Origin of the sequence: Streptomyces sp. NPDC015661 (assembly GCF_043077765.1) — a bacterium.
Taxonomy (GTDB): Bacteria; Actinomycetota; Actinomycetes; order Streptomycetales; family Streptomycetaceae; genus Streptomyces.
This window is the reverse complement of the sequence record NZ_JBIBST010000001.1, coordinates 52,263-67,816: the sequence shown is the minus strand read 5'-3', so window position 1 is coordinate 67,816 and position 15,554 is coordinate 52,263. Positions and strand designations below refer to the sequence as shown.

Below are 15,554 nucleotides of genomic sequence, written 5' to 3'. Positions count from 1 at the left end.
CCAGAAGTCGCGGGCACGCGCGCGCGGGGCGACCCTGGTGGGAGCCTCGGGGAAACCGCGAGGAGGCTCGCATGGCGTCCCACTCCCACCGAAAGCTCCGCTCCGCGGCCGTCGTCTGCGCCGCCGTCGTCGTCGCGGGACCCGTGACGGCGACGGCCCACGCGGCGGCCCCCGCGGCACCGGCAGCCCCCGGGGTGTCCGTCGCCCCCTCCCCGGACCCGTTCGCGGGCCTCACCGCCGACCAGATCGGCGAGCGGGCCGTGACCGCCACCCAGTCCGCGACCTCCCTGCACATGAAGGGCAAGGTCATCAGCGGAGGACAGCCGCTCGGCATCGACTTCGCCGTCAACGACAAGGGCGAGTGCACCGGCCTGATCAAGATCAAGGACGGCACCGCCGAACTGCGCCGGCTCGACCACGTCACCTACATGAAGGGCGACGAGGCGTTCTGGCGGACCTCCATGGCCTCCCAGGGCCTGCCGGAGCCACAGATCACGGTCACCCTCGAACTCATCAAGGGCCGCTGGCTGAAGATCGCCCCGGGGCAGCCGGGCAGCCAGGACCTCGGCAGCGTCTGCGACCTGAAGTCGCTCCTCTCCGACCTGGACAAGGACAAGGAGCAGCGCAGGGGACTGACCCGGGGACCGGACGGCACGGTCGACGGGACGCCCGTCACGACCCTGGTGAAGAAGAAGGCGGGCGGCGAGACGACCACCGTGTCCGTCTCCGAGCGGGGCAAGCCGTACATCCTGAAGATGGTCAGGACGGGCGGCGACGAACCCGGCACGATCATGCTCTCCGACTACGACAAGCCGGTCGTGGTGAAGGCCCCGCCGGCCGACGAGACGGTGGACCTCTCCAAGCTGGTCAGCGGCACGTCCGCGTGACACCCCAGGTCACAGGCGTACGGGACCGGAGTGTCAGTCGGCCCCGTTAGCCTCTTTGAGGTGACCGCACACCTCACCGACCCCGAGCAGCTCAAGGAGCTCCTCGGCATCCCGTTCACCCCGGAGCAGACGGCCTGCATCACCGCGCCGCTCGCCCCGCAGGTCGTCGTGGCCGGAGCCGGCTCCGGCAAGACGACGGTGATGGCGGCCCGCGTGGTCTGGCTGGTCGGCACGGGCCAGGTCGCCCCCGAGCAGGTCCTCGGTCTCACCTTCACCAACAAGGCGGCGGGCGAGCTCGCCGAGCGCGTCCGCACCGCCCTCGTCCGCGCCGGCGTCACCGACCCCGACGTCATCGACCCGGAGAACCCCCCGGGCGAACCCCGCATCTCCACGTACCACGCCTTCGCCGGGCAGCTCCTGACGGACCACGGCCTCCGCATCGGCCTGGAGCCCACCTCCCGGCTCCTCGCCGACGCCACCCGCTACCAGCTCGCCGCGCGCGTCCTGCGCGAGGCCCCCGGCCCGTACCCGGCGCTCACCCGCTCCTTCCCGACCCTCATCACCGACCTGCTCGCCCTGGACGCCGAGCTCGCCGAGCACCTCGTGCCGCCCGAGCGGCTCCTCGCCTACGACTCCGAGCTCCTCGACGCCCTCGCCGACGCCCGGCTCAGCAACGCCGAGCTGCGCAAGATCCCCGAGGCCTCCGCCGCCCGCCGCGAGCTCCTCGACCTCGTCGTCCGCTACCGCGCCGCCAAGCGCTCCCGCGACCTGCTCGACTTCGGCGACCAGATCGCCCGCTCCGCCGAGCTCGCCACCACCCGGCCCGAGGTCGGCGCGATCCTCCGCGAGGAGTTCCGGGTCGTCCTGCTCGACGAGTACCAGGACACCTCCGTCGCCCAGCGGCTGCTGCTCTCCGGACTCTTCGGCCAGGGCCCGACCGGCCGGAGCACCGGACACGCCGTGACCGCCGTCGGTGACCCCTGCCAGGCCATCTACGGCTGGCGCGGCGCCTCCGTCGCCAACCTGGACGACTTCCCCGAGCACTTCCCGCACGCGGACGGCAGCCCCGCGAGCCGCTACTCCCTCTCCGAGAACCGGCGCAGCGGCGGCCGCCTCCTGGACCTCGCCAACGGCCTCGCCGCACCCCTGCGCGCCATGCACGCGGGCGTGGAGGCGCTGCGCCCCGCGCCCGGCGCCGAGCACGACGGCACCGTCCGCATCGCGCTCCTCCCCACCCACGCGGAGGAGATCGACTGGCTCGCCGACTCCCTCGCCCACCTCGTACGGACCGGCCGCGAGCCCGGCGACATCGCCGTCCTGTGCCGCACCGCCACCGACTTCCCCGCCATCCACGCGGCCCTCGTCGCCCGTGACGTGCCCGTCGAGGTCGTCGGCCTCTCCGGCCTCCTCCACCTGCCCGAGATCGCCGACCTCGTCGCCGTCTGCGAGGTCCTCCAGGACCCGGGGGCCAACGCCGCCCTGGTCCGCCTCCTCACCGGCCCCCGCTGGCGCATCGGCGCCCGCGACCTCGCCCTCCTCGGCCGCCGCGCCCGCCTCCTGGTCCACCGGGGCGGCGACGAACCGGACCCCGACCAGCGGCTCGCCGCCGCCGTCGAGGGCGTCGACCCGGCCGAGGTCGTCTCCCTCGCCGACGCGCTCGACACCTTCCTCGACTCCGGCGGCGCCGACGACGACGGCCTGGCCTTCTCCACCGAGGCCCGGGTCCGCTTCGCGCGCCTCGCCACCGAACTGCGCGCCCTGCGCTCCTCGCTCGCCGACCCCCTCATGGACGTGCTGCACCGGGTCCTCGCCGCGACCGGCCTGGAGGTCGAGCTCTCCGCCTCCCCGCACGCGCTCGCCGCCCGCCGCCGCGAGACCCTCGGCCACTTCCTCGACATCGCCGCCGGCTTCGCCTCCCTCGACGGCGAGGCCAGCCTCCTCGCCTTCCTCGGCTTCCTGCGCACGGCCGTCCAGTTCGAGAAGGGCCTCGACAACGCGCTGCCCGGCGGCGAGAACACCGTGAAGGTCCTCACCGCCCACAAGTCCAAGGGCCTGGAGTGGGACGTCGTCGCCGTCCCCGGCCTGGTCACCGGCCAGTTCCCGAGCGCCCGCGCCCGCGAGTCGTGGACCTCGCAGCCCCAGGTGCTCCCGCACGCCCTGCGCGGCGACGCGGCCACCCTGCCGGGCATCGACACCTGGGACGCCAAGTCCCTCACGTCCTTCAAGAACGCGATGCGGGACCACCAGCACACCGAGGAGCTCCGCCTCGGCTACGTCACCTTCACCCGCCCCCGCTCCCTGCTCCTCGGCTCCGCCCACTGGTGGGGCCCGGCCCAGAAGAAGCCCCGGGGCCCCTCGGACTTCCTCCAGGCGCTGTACGACCACTGCGCGGCGGGCCACGGAGAGATCGAGACGTGGGCGGAGGAACCGGAAAAGGACGCGGAGAACCCGTCCCTGACGGAACGGGGCGAAGACCAGACCTGGCCACTCCCGCTGGACGCGGAGGCGTACGCCCGCCGCAGGCAGGCGGCGGACATGGTGCAGGCCCGGCTGTGGGCAATGGTTCCGCAGAGCGATGGGGGCACCCCCGGACGGAGTCCGGGGGACGGTGGGCACAACCCCCCGAGCACGGCGCCCGACCTCCAGGACCCCGACCTCCAGGACCCCGACCCCGAGGACCTCTGGCCCGACGAGGAGGAGCCCGTCTGGGACGAGGAGACCCTCCCGGAGGACCTCCACAAGGACGCGGTCCCGGCCCCCAGGGACGAGCCCCGGCCGCTCACCCCCGAGGACACGAGAACCATCGCCTCCTGGGACCGGGACCTCACCGCCCTCACCACCGAGCTCCGCCGCGCCCGCGCGACCACCCGTGACGTCCTGCTGCCCGCGTACCTCTCCGCCTCCCAGGTGCTGCGCCTCGCCGCCGACCCCGACGGCTTCGCCCAGGAGCTGGCCCGGCCCATGCCCAAGGCGCCGCAGCCCGCGGCCCGCCGGGGCACCCGATTCCACGCGTGGGTGGAGTCCCGGTTCGAGGAGCTCCCGCTGCCGTTCCTCGGCCCGGAGGAGCTGCCGGGCGGCGAGGACTTCGCGGGCGAGCCCGAGATCCTCGACGAGCGGGACCTCGACGAGCTCAAGGAGGCCTTCGCCCGCACCCCGTACGCCCACCGCACCCCGTACCGCGTCGAGGTCCCCGTGCACCTCTCCCTCGCGGGCCGGGTCGTGCGGGGCAGGATCGACGCCGTCTACCGGGACCCGGACTCCGGGGCGTACGAGATCGTCGACTGGAAGACCAGCCGGGACCGCTCGGCCGACCCGCTCCAGCTCGCGATCTACCGGCTCGCCTGGGCCGAGCAGCACGGCCTCGAGCCCGAGGACGTGGCCGCCGCTTTCGTGTACGTCCGAACGGGCGAGGTCGCCCGTCCCGCCCGCCTGCCCGGCCGGGCCGAGCTGGAGGCCATCCTGCTGGGAGGGGCACCCCCGGACGCCGGATAGGCTCGGGGCATGAGCGAGACCCCGGACAGCGCCGTCCGCACCGTACGTACGTACGTCGAGCAGCACCGTGCCGCCTTCCTCGGCGACCTGGCCGAGTGGCTGCGCATCCCTTCCGTGTCGGCCCAGCCGGACCGGGCCGGAGACGTACGGCGCAGCGCCGAGTGGCTCGCCGCCAAGCTCACGGAGACCGGCTTCACCACGGTCGAGGTCTGGGAGACGGACGGCGCTCCCGCCGTCTTCGCCGAGTGGCCCTCCGGTGACCCGGACGCCCCGACCGTCCTCGTCTACGGCCACCACGACGTGCAGCCCGCGGCCCGTGAGGACGGCTGGCACACGGACCCGTTCGAGCCGACGGTGGTCGACGGCCGGATGTACGCGCGCGGGGCGGCCGACGACAAGGGGCAGGTGTTCTTCCACACCCTCGGCGTCCGCGCGCACCTGGCCGCCACCGGCCGCACCGCGCCCGCCGTCAACCTCAAGCTGATCGTCGAGGGCGAGGAGGAGTCCGGCTCCCCGCACTTCCGCGCGCTGGTCGAGGAGCACGCCGAGCGGCTCGCCGCCGACGCCGTGATCGTCTCCGACACCGGCATGTGGTCCGAGACGACTCCGACCGTCTGCACCGGCATGCGCGGGGTCGCCGACTGCGAGATCGAGCTGTACGGCCCCGACCAGGACATCCACTCCGGCTCCTTCGGCGGCGCCGTGCCGAACCCGGCGACCGTCGCGGGGCGGATCGTCGCGGCCCTGCACGACGAGCACGAGCACGTGGCGATCCCCGGTTTCTACGAGGGGGTGACGGAGCTCACGGAGGCCGAGCGGGCCCTCGTCGCCGAGCTGCCCTTCGACGAGGCGGCCTGGCTCCGGACCGCCAAGTCCCACGGCACCCTCGGCGAGGCCGGCTTCTCGACCCTGGAGCGGGTGTGGGCCCGGCCCACCGCCGAGGTCAACGGCATCGGCGGCGGCTACCAGGGCCCCGGCGGCAAGACGATCGTCCCCGCCTCGGCCCAGCTGAAGCTGTCGTTCCGTCTGGTCGCGGGCCAGGACCCGGCCAAGATCGAGCTCGCGGTACGGGACTGGCTGGCCGGACTCGTCCCCGCCGGCATCCGGTACGAGATCGTCTTCGGCGCCCCGACCCGCCCCTGCCTCACCCCTCTCGACCACCCCGCCCTCAAGGCGGTGGCCGGGGCCATGAGCAGGGCCTTCGACGGCGCCAAGGTCCGCTACACCCGCGAGGGCGGCTCGGGACCGGCCGCCGACCTCCAGGACGTCCTGGGGGCGCCCGTCCTGTTCCTCGGCATCTCCGTCCCGTCCGACGGCTGGCACGCCCCCAACGAGAAGATCGAACTCGACCTCCTCATGAAGGGCGTCGAGACGACCGCGCACCTGTGGGCCGACCTGCCCGCCGCCCTGGCCCACGCCGCGCGCTGAACCCACACACCGATCCGGGGGAGTTGGAAGCACCTGTGAGCACCCTGAAGAACGCGTCGAGCAGCCCGAACCAGGCTCATGCGGACCGCCCGATCTCGCTCACCGCCCCGAGCGGCATCGACCGCGCCGCCCACCACCGTCTCGACGAGGCGTGGCTGGCGGCGGCGTGGAGCCACCCCACGACCCGGGTCTTCGTGGTCTCGGGGGGCCAGGTGCTGATCGACGACCGCCCCGACGGAACCACCGAGCTCGTGATGACCCCGGCGTTCGAGGCCCCGGTCACCGAGACCCACCGCTACTTCCTGGGCACGGACGCCGAGGGCGTCTCGTACTTCGCGCTCCAGAAGGACTCCCTGCCCGGCCGCATGGACCAGTCGGCGCGCCCGGCCGGGCTGCGCGAGGCCGGTCTGCTGCTCTCCGACCGCGACGCGGGCCTGATGGTGCACGCGGTGGCCCTGGAGAACTGGCAGCGCCTCCACCGCTTCTGCTCGCGGTGCGGCGAGCGGACGGTCGTCGCGGCCGCCGGTCACGTCCGCCGCTGCCAGGCCTGCGGCGCCGAGCACTACCCGCGCACCGACCCCGCGGTGATCATGCTGGTCACGGACGAGCAGGACCGGGCGCTGCTCGGCCGCCAGGTGCACTGGCCGGAGGGCCGCTTCTCGACCCTCGCCGGTTTCGTGGAGCCGGGGGAGTCCATCGAGGCGTCGGTGGCCCGCGAGGTCTTCGAGGAGGCCGGAGTCACGGTCGGCGAGGTCGAGTACATCGCCAGCCAGCCCTGGCCGTTCCCCTCCAGCCTGATGCTGGGCTTCTTCGCCAAGGCGACCTCCTCGGAGATAAACGTGGACGGCGAGGAGATCCACGAGGCCCGCTGGTTCTCCCGCGAGGACCTGGCCGCGGCCTTCGAGTCCGGCGAGGTCCTGCCCCCCTACGGCATCTCGATCGCCTCCCGCCTCATCGAGCGCTGGTACGGCAAGCCCCTCCCGAAGCCGGGCGACGTGGTCTGAGCGACAGGGCCCCCGGCCTCCGGGCCGGGGGCCCTGTCGGACCCGCCTGCAACACTGCCGGGCATGTCACTCGCTGATCTCACCCTCGACCAGTGGCGGTCCTTCGACCTGCCCGCCGCACGCCGCTTCGCCGAGGAGGCCGCGGGCCGGGTGGACGGCCGGGTGACCCTCGTCGAGACCACGGAGCACCTCGGTGCCCCGCTGCACCGCGTCCGGATCGAGCGGGAGGGGCAGCAGTTCGCCCTGATACCCGGCGGGCCGGTGACCCTCGGCTTCGACCCGGACGGCTGGCGGCCTACCCCCTGGCAGACCGCCGATTACGCCCGGAGCCTGGCCCAGGGCTTCGCCGACGGGCCCGACCTGCGGGCCCATCTCGCACGGGTGCTCAGCCCCCGCCGGAGCGCCGTCCTCGCCACGGTGCTCATGGCCGTGGAGGACGAGGACCTGACCGAGGAGCCCGCCGACATGCCGGCCGTGCTCGCGGAGCGCGGGCTGCGGATGCCGAGCTCCGACGAGTGGGAGCACGCGTGCGGGGCCGGGGCGGAGACCCTGTTCCGATGGGGGGACGACTGCCCCCTGGACGGCCTGCCCTACGGGGCCGGCCCGGGCCCGCGGAACGAGCCGAGCGCCTTCGGCCTGCGCATCGCCTACGACACCTACCGGTCGGAGCTGACGAGCGACGTCACCGCGGTCCACGGCGGGGACGGCGGCGAGTCGGTGTGCGGCGGCTACGGTCACCTGCTGGCCTGGCTGCCCCTGGCCACCGCCCACCGCAACCCGTCCATGGCCGAGTTCGTGTACGGCCCGGACGGTGGGGGCCTCTGCGAGGACTCCTCCACGCGGCCCGTCCTCGCGCTCTGACCCCGCGGCCGCACCGCCGCCGCACGCGAAACCCCCGACGGCCGGTCCCGGCCGCCGGGGGTTTCGTGGTGTCGCGTTCGCGCGGTGTCGCGTTCGCGTGGTGTCGCGTCGCGTGGCTCGGGTCAGGCGACGAGGGCCTGCTTGACCTGGGCCAGGCTCGGGTTGGTCATGACGACCTCGTCGCCACCGGCCGTCGGGACGACCCGGACGGTGGGAACGGTCTGGTTGCCGCCGTTGGCCTTCTCGACGAACGCGGCCGAGTCCGGGTCCTGCTCGATGTTGATCTCCGTGTACGCGATGCCCTCGCGGTCCAGCTGGCTCTTCAGCCGGCGGCAGTAGCCGCACCACGTCGTGCTGTACATCGTCACAGTGCCCTGCATGGCCTGGCGCTCCTCTGGTCGGTGTCGGCGTCCGTGTCGGTGCCGGTATCGGTGCCGAGAGGAAGAACGTACGCCCCGGCCGGGCCATTCCCGGAATTCGTATGACCGGCGGCACGTGCCTGTGGACAAGCTTCGACGGCACGCTCGCCCGACCTGGCAGCATTGGGGGGTGACATCAGCAACGCACTCCACTCTCTTCCCGCAGGTCCCGGAGACGGCCGACGCGGTGCTCGACGGGCTCGACCCCGAGCAGCGCGAGGTCGCCCTTGCCCTGAACGGGCCGGTGTGCGTGCTCGCGGGGGCCGGCACGGGCAAGACGCGGGCCATCACCCACCGGATCGCGTACGGGGTGCGGGCGGGCGTCCTGCAGCCCGCCAGCGTGCTGGCCGTCACGTTCACCAACCGGGCCGCCGGCGAGATGCGCGGCCGGCTCCGGCAGCTCGGCGCGGGCGGCGTCCAGGCCCGCACCTTCCACTCCGCGGCCCTCCGCCAGCTCCAGTTCTTCTGGCCGAAAGCAGTCGGTGGCGAGCTGCCCCGGCTCCTGGAGCGGAAGATCCAGCTGGTCGCCGACGCCGCGGCCCGCTGCCGGATCCGCCTCGACCGGAACGAGCTCAGGGACGTGACCGGCGAGATCGAGTGGGCCAAGGTCACCCAGACCGTCCCCGCCGACTATCCGGCCGTCGTCGCCAAGTCCGTCAGGGACGCCCCCCGCGACCCGGCCGAGATCGGCCAGATCTATGCCATGTACGAGCAGCTGAAGCGCGACCGCTCGGTGATCGACTTCGAGGACGTGCTGCTGCTCACCGTCGGCATCCTCCAGGACCGGCACGACATCGCCGACCAGATCCGCCGCCAGTACCAGCACTTCGTCGTGGACGAGTACCAGGACGTCTCCCCGCTCCAGCAGCGGCTGCTCGACCTGTGGCTCGGCGACCGCGACAACCTCTGCGTCGTCGGCGACGCCAGCCAGACGATCTACTCCTTCACCGGCGCCACCCCCGACCACCTGCTGAACTTCCGCACCCGGCACCCGGGCGCCACCGTCGTCAAGCTGGTCCGCGACTACCGGTCCACCCCGCAGGTCGTCCACCTGGCGAACGGGCTGCTCAGCCAGGCCCGCGGCCGGGCCGCCGAGCACCGCCTGGAGCTGATCTCGCAGCGCGACCCGGGCCCCGAGCCGGTCTACACGGAGTACGCCGACGAGCCCACCGAGGCCGAGGGCACCGCGCGCCGCATCCGCGACCTCATCGCCGTCGGCGTCCCCGCGGGCGAGATCGCCGTCCTCTACCGGATCAACGCCCAGTCCGAGGTCTACGAGCAGGCCCTCGCCGACGCCGGAGTGCCCTACCAGCTCCGCGGCGCCGAGCGCTTCTTCGAGCGCCAGGAGGTGCGGGAGGCCGGCATCGCCCTGCGCGGCGCCGCCCGCGCCGGGGGCAACGACTCGCTCCTCGACGACGCCGAGGACCTTCCCTCGCAGGTCAGGGCCGTCCTCTCCACCAAGGGCTGGACCAGCACCCCGCCCGCCGGCTCCGGCGCCGTCCGTGACCGCTGGGAGTCCCTCGCCGCCCTCGTCCGGCTCGCCGAGGACTTCGCCCGCGCCAAGCCCGGAGCCACCCTCTCCGACCTGGTCGCCGAGCTCGACGAGCGGGCCGCCGCCCAGCACGCCCCGACCGTGCAGGGCGTCACCCTCGCCTCCCTGCACGCCGCCAAGGGCCTCGAATGGGACGCCGTCTTCCTGGTCGGCCTCACCGAGGGCATGATGCCCATCACGTACGCCAAGACCGACGAGCAGGTCGAGGAGGAGCGGCGCCTGCTGTACGTCGGCGTCACCCGGGCCCGGGTCCACCTCACGCTCTCCTGGGCGCTCTCCCGCTCCCCGGGCGGCCGCGCCAACCGGCGCCCCAGCCACTTCCTCAAGGGGCTGCGCCCCGGCTCCGGCTCCCTCGGCACCATCGGCTCCGGCGGCGGCGCCGGAGCCGTCGAGCGGGGGAGCGGCCCCGTCCGGCGCAAGGCGCGCGGCCCCGTCCTGTGCCGGGTCTGCGGTGCCACGCTCACCGAGGCGGGCGCGATGAAGCTGATGCGCTGCGAGGACTGCCCGTCCGACATGGACGAGGCGCTGTACGAGCGGCTGCGGGACTGGCGATCGGAACAGGCCAGGGAGCTCGGCCAGCCGGCGTATTGCGTGTTCACCGACAAGACGCTCATGGCGATCGCCGAGCGTGTCCCCACCACCGACGGAGAGCTCTCCTCGATCGCCGGCGTCGGCGTCCGCAAGCTCGACCGCTTCGGAGCCGAGGTCCTGGCCATCTGCGCAGGTGAGGAGGGTGGGACGGGCGAGGACGAGGTCTGAGGAAAACTCGTCGGAAAAATAGTTTGCGCCCGCCCCGTCAAGCCCCATAGGTTCTTAACCACGGAAACAGCGCTTCTTCGAAGCCCTGTCTTCGTGCTGTACTTGTCCAAATAAACATGAGGGTCCGGCTCGCACCCGAGCCCTCCGAGACGCCGAGAGGAGGCGATTCCAGTGATCAGCACCGTCATTCAGTCCCGCACCGCCAGCTCCATCAGCACCGTCAGCATCGTCGGCACGGCCAAAATGACCGATCGCTCGGTCGTCTCCGCCTGCTCGCTCGGCCTCTCCGCCTCGGCCCTCATTGGCACCGGTCTGCCCGTCGCCGGCCTGCCCGTCACCGGTCTCTCCGGTCTCGGTGCGGCCGCCGTGGCTCCGCGCAATGAGCGACCGACCAAGGCACTGGAAGCAGGAGTAGCAGGCAAGGCCACGGCCTATGGCTTTGCGGCGACCGGTGCCGGAACCCAGCAGCAGACGACGACGCACCACCACATGATGTGGGCCTTCCGTGGGCTCGAACCCTGGAGTGATCCAGTCTGATCCATGATCAGACCGGCGCCTTCAGGGCCGCGGAACCCCACCCGGGATCCGCGGCCCTTCTGTTTGTCCCCGAACGGGGACGACGGCGCGAAGGGGCCTCGGGAAAGACACCGCCCGGTACCAGCCGAAACCCCGGCCAACAGGCCGGAACGACCAGACGAGGAAAGACCACCGTGCAACTCGAAGCGCACGCCCCGTCCGTACCGCATTCCGAATCGATCCCCCTGCCCGGCCTCACGGAGGACCCCGCTTTGACCCCCCTCACCGCGCTCACCGCGCTCGACGACGCCATCGAGAACCTGGGCGTACCCGTTCCCTGTCGCGCCTACGACCCGGAGGTCTTCTTCGCGGAGTCCCCGGCCGACGTCGAGTACGCGAAGTCCCTCTGCCAGACCTGCCCGCTCGTGGCGGCCTGCCTGGCCGGTGCCAAGGAGCGCCGCGAGCCCTGGGGCGTCTGGGGTGGCGAGCTCTTCGTCCAGGGCGTGGTCGTCGCCCGCAAGCGGCCCCGTGGCCGTCCGCGCAAGAACCCGGTCGCGGCATGAGCGCCACCGGAACCATCGACCGCCCCCTCACGCACGATCCCCAGAAGTTGGCCCCGATGACCTCTTCCGCGAGCGAGCCCGCCGGCTCCGTGACTCCAGTCTTCTCCCCCGCCGCCGCGCACACCGCGCGACAGAACAGGACCCGTGAAATGCAACTCGCCCCTGAAGCCCTGGCCCGTGCCCATATGCACGAGCGACAGCGTGAGGCCGACGCGGAACGCCAGGCCGTGCGCCTGGTCGCCGCCCGGCGCATGCAGCGCCGCGCCGAGCGCGTCTCGCTGCGCGCCCGCCGCGCGCTCGCCATGGCCGTCATGCACTGAGCATCGCCGTGATGCCTCCGCGGGGGCCGGTCCGAACGGACCGGCCCCCGCGGTGCGTTGTCCGGTCCGCGACGTCCCGGCCGGGCTATCGTCACGAGGGTGAACGACGCCCGTACCCCCGAGGCACCCTTCGCCTGCGCGCGCTGCGGCAAGACCACCGAGACCCTGCCGCTGACCTGGACCTGCTCGGTCGAGGACGGCCGGCGGCAGTACTTCTGCGAGGAATGCGCCCGAGCCAACATCCGCTCGATCGAGGGCCGCCTCGACTCCTCCTGGTGGTGAGCGCCCCGCGCCCTAGACGCCGTCCGGGACCTCGAAGCCCGGGAGCCATTCGGCGAGCTCGGCCCGGAGGCGTACCGTCGCGTTCAGCTGGCAGAGCACCCCGATGGTGCTCAAGGTCACACGGTGTATCAGCAGATACGCCGGCGGCAGGTTCAGCTGCTTGCCCAGCTGGTGGGCCGGGGAGCGGGGGTCCGCGATCCGGGCCGCCTGGGTGCGCATCCAGCCGCGGGTGAAGACGAAGGTCTCCACCTCGGCCGGCTCGATGATCGGCAGCAGGTACTCCAGGACCGCCTCCGGGTCGAGCGCCACGGACTCCTTGACGAAGCCCTCCCCGCACAGCAGCTCGTAGACCGTCTCGGCCTCCCCGGCGACCGCCATCCGCAGACAGGTTCCGATCGTCTCCGGCAGCCCGCCCGGCAGCCGGTCCACCGTGCCGAAGTCGAGGACGCCGAGCCGCCAGCCCTCCGGCCCCTCGTCCTCCCCGGCGCCGGGCAGCAGCCGGAAGTTCCCCGGGTGCGGATCGGCGTGCAGCAGCCCCGTGCGCGCAGGGCCCGAGAAGAGGAACCGGGCGAGCAGCTGGCCCGCCCGGTCCCGCTGCTCCTCCGTGCCGTCCGCGATCACCTCGGCGAGCGGGACGCCGTCCATCCACTCGGTCACGAGGATCTGCTCCGACTGGTGGACCACCGCGGGGACCACCACGTGGGGATCGTCCGCGAACTCCTCCGCGTGGATCCGCTGGGCCTCCGCCTCCAGGGCGTAGTCCAGCTCCTCGGAGACCCGGTCCCGCATCTCGGCGATCAGCGGCTTGATGTCCATGCCGGGGATGAGCGGGCCGAGCAGCCGGGCGAAGCGGCTCAACTGCGTCAGGTCCGAGAGCAGTGCCTCCCCGGCGCCCGGGTACTGCACCTTCACCGCGACCTCGCGCCCGTCGTGCCACACGGCCCGGTGCACCTGCCCGATCGAGGCAGCCGCCGCCGGCTTGTCCTCGAACTCCAGGAACAGCTCCCGCCATTCGGGGCCGAGCCGCTCCTCCAGGACCGCGTGCACCGTACGGGTCGGCATCGGCGGGGCCGCGTCCTGAAGCTTCGTCAGCGCCGCCCGGTACGGCCCGGCGACCTCCTCGGGCAGGGCCGACTCGAAGACGGACAGCGCCTGCCCGAACTTCATCGCCCCGCCCTTGAGCTCGCCGAGGACCTTGAACAGCTGCTCGGCCGTCCGCTGCTGGAGCTCGCGGGCGACGAGCTCCGCCGATCTGCCGCCGATCCGCTTGCCCAGACCCCAGGTGGCCCGGCCCGCGAAGCCCAGGGGCAACGCGGCCAACTTGGCGGTCCGGGTGACCGCCTTCCGGGGAAGATCAGACATACGCCCCTCCAAAACCCAGACTGCCGTGCCACGCAGGGCCGTTACCCCGCCATTGTGTCGTGCGCCTCCCCGGCTGCCGCGGCGCGCTCCCCTTCTGCTCCGCGCGCCGCCCCGCAGGGACAGGCCGGATGCGGTCTCAGCCGCTCCGCCCGCCACTCCAGGAGCGGCAGCGACACCTCCCAGCGGGTGCCCGTGCTCGCCGGGAGGTCCCCGTCCAGAAACGCCAGCGCGTGCGCGGCGGCCAGCCCCGCCACCGCCGTGGCGAGGCCGAGGTCGCAGGCCGGCAGCGGATGCGGGACGCCCGAGCGCCACTGGGCGAGCAGCCGGGGCGTCAGCGGGTCCCGGTCCGTCCGCTCCTCCTGGAGGCACCGCGCGCAGGCCGTGCCGCCGGGCAGCACGAGCGGCCCGACCACCCCCGTGGCCTCCAGGACACCCGCGTACAGATGAGGGGTGCCGGTGGAGATCCACGGCTCGGCGGGGAGCGGATCGGGGACGTAGGCGTCGAGACCGTCCCGCGGTGTCACCACGACGAGTGACAGTCCCGGCTCGCCCGGCCCTTCACCCGATCCACTCCGCCCGCCCCGGCCCCGTGGCCCCGGTGGCCCGTCGGGCCGTCCGGGCTCCCTGGTCCAGCGGCCCACCAGGCGTCTCGCCGCCGTCGCCCGCCGCTCGCCCACCGCCTCGGCCGGGAGGCCGCCCGGGGCCGTCTCCCAGGGCTCGACCCGGCCGGCGTCGAGGACCTCGACGGTGCCCACTCCCGCCGCCGCGAGCAGCGCCGCGACCGTCGCCCCGACCCGCCCCGCGCCCCGGACCTGGACGCGCAGGGCCCGCCGGGCCGTCAGGGTCCGCGCCGCCCGCTCCGGTTCGGGGTGGACCACGGAGAGGGAGGCCAGGTCCGCGCGGAGCGGATCGAGGGAGACGTCCACGGCGCCGGCGGCCGGCCCCGCCTTCCCGGGGCGCCCGGTCGCGGCGTCCGTGAGGAGCCCGGCCGACTCGAGACGGCCCAGGAGCGCCTCCAGGTGCCCGTCGGGGAGGCCGAGCGCCCGCGCCTCGGCCCGCAGCAGCGCGGTCCCGCGGGTGCCGTCGAGGAGCCCGAGCACCGTCCCCGTCTCCTGGTCGACCGGGCCGAGCGCCACCGCGTGCGCGGGGGCGACGCCGAACTGGACGCACCGCAGACTCCGCCACGCCCGCCGCAGCGCCGGTTTCACCATCGGATGCATTTCCCCGCCCCCGTCCGTCCTCGCCCGTGAACCGCATTTCATGATCGACAACGGCTTTTCGTGCCGCCCTCAGGTGAGAATGCCCCGCCGCCGTGACGGTCGCCGAAAGTTGTCCACAGGCCGGGGGATTAGTCATTCAAATGGTGCGGGGTCGGGTCGGATCGTTCCCGAAACCACTCCCGAGGCGGGACTTCCCCCGCCGCCAGCGGGTAACGTCGGGGCCGTGCCCGCCGACCCACAGCGCAGCGTGACCAGCGAACCGCCCCGCGGGGCGGGGACGAGTGCGGTCGAGGTCCGCAGAAGCCCACGGCGGAGCAGAACCGTCTCGGCCTACCGCGAGGGCGACCGGACGATCGTGCTCATCCCGGCCCGCATGTCGGAGGCGGAGGAGCGCCGCTGGGTGGGCGTCATGCTCGACAAGCTCGCCGCCCAGGAGAGCCGGAGCGTCCTCGGCGACCGTGAGCTCACCGAGCGGGCACTGCGCCTCTCGGAGCAGTACTTCGGCGGCCGGGCCCGCCCCGGCTCGGTCCGCTGGGTCACCAACCAGAACACCCGCTGGGGCTCCTGCACCCCCTCCGAGGGCAGCATCCGCCTCTCCCACCGGCTCCAGGGCATGCCGGAGTACGTCGTCGACTACGTCCTCCTGCACGAGCTGGCCCATCTGCTGGTCCCCGGGCACGGTCCGCGGTTCTGGCGGCTCCTGGAGGCGTACCCGCGCACCGAGCGGGCGCGCGGCTACCTGGAGGGCGTGGTCGCCGCCGCACGCCTGCCACACCTTCCGGCGGCCCACGAGGAGTGACGGCGCCGCCACGCGCGCGCGTGCGGGTTTCCCGATTCCGTACCGAAAACGACCTGGCCTGTCTCAATGTCGTGCGCAGCGGCTAGCCTG

The 15,554-nt window shown here is 73.4% G+C and carries 14 protein-coding genes; 11 read left to right on the top strand and 3 right to left on the bottom strand.

Annotation, left to right across the window (positions count from 1 at the left end; translation table 11 throughout):
- The first annotated feature begins 71 nt into the window (after nt 1-71).
- The 5 genes from ACF07V_RS00325 to ACF07V_RS00305 all read left to right on the top strand — a co-directional run bounded on the left by ACF07V_RS00325 (nt 72) and on the right by ACF07V_RS00305 (nt 7,672).
- On the top strand, nt 72-887 hold the full coding sequence (locus ACF07V_RS00325; protein WP_392150664.1) for a hypothetical protein: 816 nt from the start codon (nt 72-74) through the stop codon (nt 885-887).
- A 60-nt stretch (nt 888-947) separates the two neighbouring features.
- Nucleotides 948-4,379 carry a UvrD-helicase domain-containing protein gene (locus ACF07V_RS00320; RefSeq protein ID WP_392150663.1) on the top strand — a complete coding sequence of 1,144 codons (3,432 nt, stop codon included), beginning with the start codon at nt 948-950 and terminating at the stop codon, nt 4,377-4,379.
- 9 nt (nt 4,380-4,388) lie between these two features.
- Entirely contained in the window at nt 4,389-5,807 is a 1,419-nt protein-coding gene (locus ACF07V_RS00315) for a dipeptidase (protein ID WP_392150662.1), read from the top strand.
- Nucleotides 5,808-5,842: 35 nt separating this feature from the next.
- Nucleotides 5,843-6,811 (top strand): NAD(+) diphosphatase, encoded by a 969-nt coding sequence (gene nudC, locus ACF07V_RS00310; RefSeq protein ID WP_392150661.1) that lies wholly within the window; start codon nt 5,843-5,845, stop codon nt 6,809-6,811.
- Between the two features lie 63 nt (nt 6,812-6,874).
- Nucleotides 6,875-7,672: a hypothetical protein gene (locus ACF07V_RS00305; protein ID WP_392150660.1), complete on the top strand. Its 798-nt coding sequence runs from the start codon at nt 6,875-6,877 to the stop codon at nt 7,670-7,672.
- Between the two features lie 122 nt (nt 7,673-7,794).
- Here ACF07V_RS00305 and ACF07V_RS00300 read toward each other — a convergent pair whose 3' ends face one another.
- On the bottom strand, nt 7,795-8,052 hold the full coding sequence (locus tag ACF07V_RS00300) for a mycoredoxin (RefSeq protein ID WP_351192650.1): 258 nt from the start codon (nt 8,050-8,052) through the stop codon (nt 7,795-7,797).
- A 169-nt stretch (nt 8,053-8,221) separates the two neighbouring features.
- Between ACF07V_RS00300 and ACF07V_RS00295 the strand changes: the two genes are divergently transcribed.
- From ACF07V_RS00295 to ACF07V_RS00275, 5 genes are all read left to right on the top strand, one after another.
- Complete coding sequence (locus ACF07V_RS00295) at nt 8,222-10,402, top strand: ATP-dependent DNA helicase UvrD2 (RefSeq protein WP_392150659.1); 2,181 nt, start codon at nt 8,222-8,224, stop codon at nt 10,400-10,402.
- Between the two features lie 243 nt (nt 10,403-10,645).
- Nucleotides 10,646-10,939: a hypothetical protein gene (locus ACF07V_RS00290; RefSeq protein ID WP_051844542.1), complete on the top strand. Its 294-nt coding sequence runs from the start codon at nt 10,646-10,648 to the stop codon at nt 10,937-10,939.
- Between the two features lie 173 nt (nt 10,940-11,112).
- Entirely contained in the window at nt 11,113-11,481 is a 369-nt protein-coding gene (locus tag ACF07V_RS00285) for a WhiB family transcriptional regulator (RefSeq protein ID WP_351192658.1), read from the top strand.
- Nucleotides 11,478-11,801, top strand: coding sequence for a hypothetical protein (locus tag ACF07V_RS00280; RefSeq protein ID WP_392150658.1), 324 nt, complete (start codon nt 11,478-11,480; stop codon nt 11,799-11,801). The genes ACF07V_RS00285 and ACF07V_RS00280 overlap by 4 nt, the downstream gene beginning before the upstream one ends.
- A gap of 99 nt (nt 11,802-11,900) precedes the next feature.
- The gene (locus ACF07V_RS00275) at nt 11,901-12,083 is read left to right on the top strand and encodes a hypothetical protein (RefSeq protein ID WP_392150657.1); all 183 of its coding nucleotides are present in this window, start codon (nt 11,901-11,903) and stop codon (nt 12,081-12,083) included.
- Between the two features lie 12 nt (nt 12,084-12,095).
- Here the strand turns inward: ACF07V_RS00275 and ACF07V_RS00270 are convergent, their stop codons facing one another.
- Both ACF07V_RS00270 and ACF07V_RS00265 read right to left on the bottom strand, forming a co-directional pair.
- Nucleotides 12,096-13,445 (bottom strand): ABC1 kinase family protein, encoded by a 1,350-nt coding sequence (locus ACF07V_RS00270; protein WP_392150656.1) that lies wholly within the window; start codon nt 13,443-13,445, stop codon nt 12,096-12,098.
- 41 nt (nt 13,446-13,486) lie between these two features.
- A complete protein-coding gene (locus ACF07V_RS00265; RefSeq protein WP_392150655.1) occupies nt 13,487-14,665 on the bottom strand; it encodes a TOMM precursor leader peptide-binding protein in 1,179 nt (392 codons plus the stop codon).
- Between the two features lie 223 nt (nt 14,666-14,888).
- Here ACF07V_RS00265 and ACF07V_RS00260 point away from each other — a divergent pair, with 223 nt between their 5' ends.
- Entirely contained in the window at nt 14,889-15,464 is a 576-nt protein-coding gene (locus ACF07V_RS00260) for a SprT-like domain-containing protein (RefSeq protein ID WP_392150654.1), read from the top strand.
- Nucleotides 15,465-15,554: the final 90 nt, after the last annotated feature.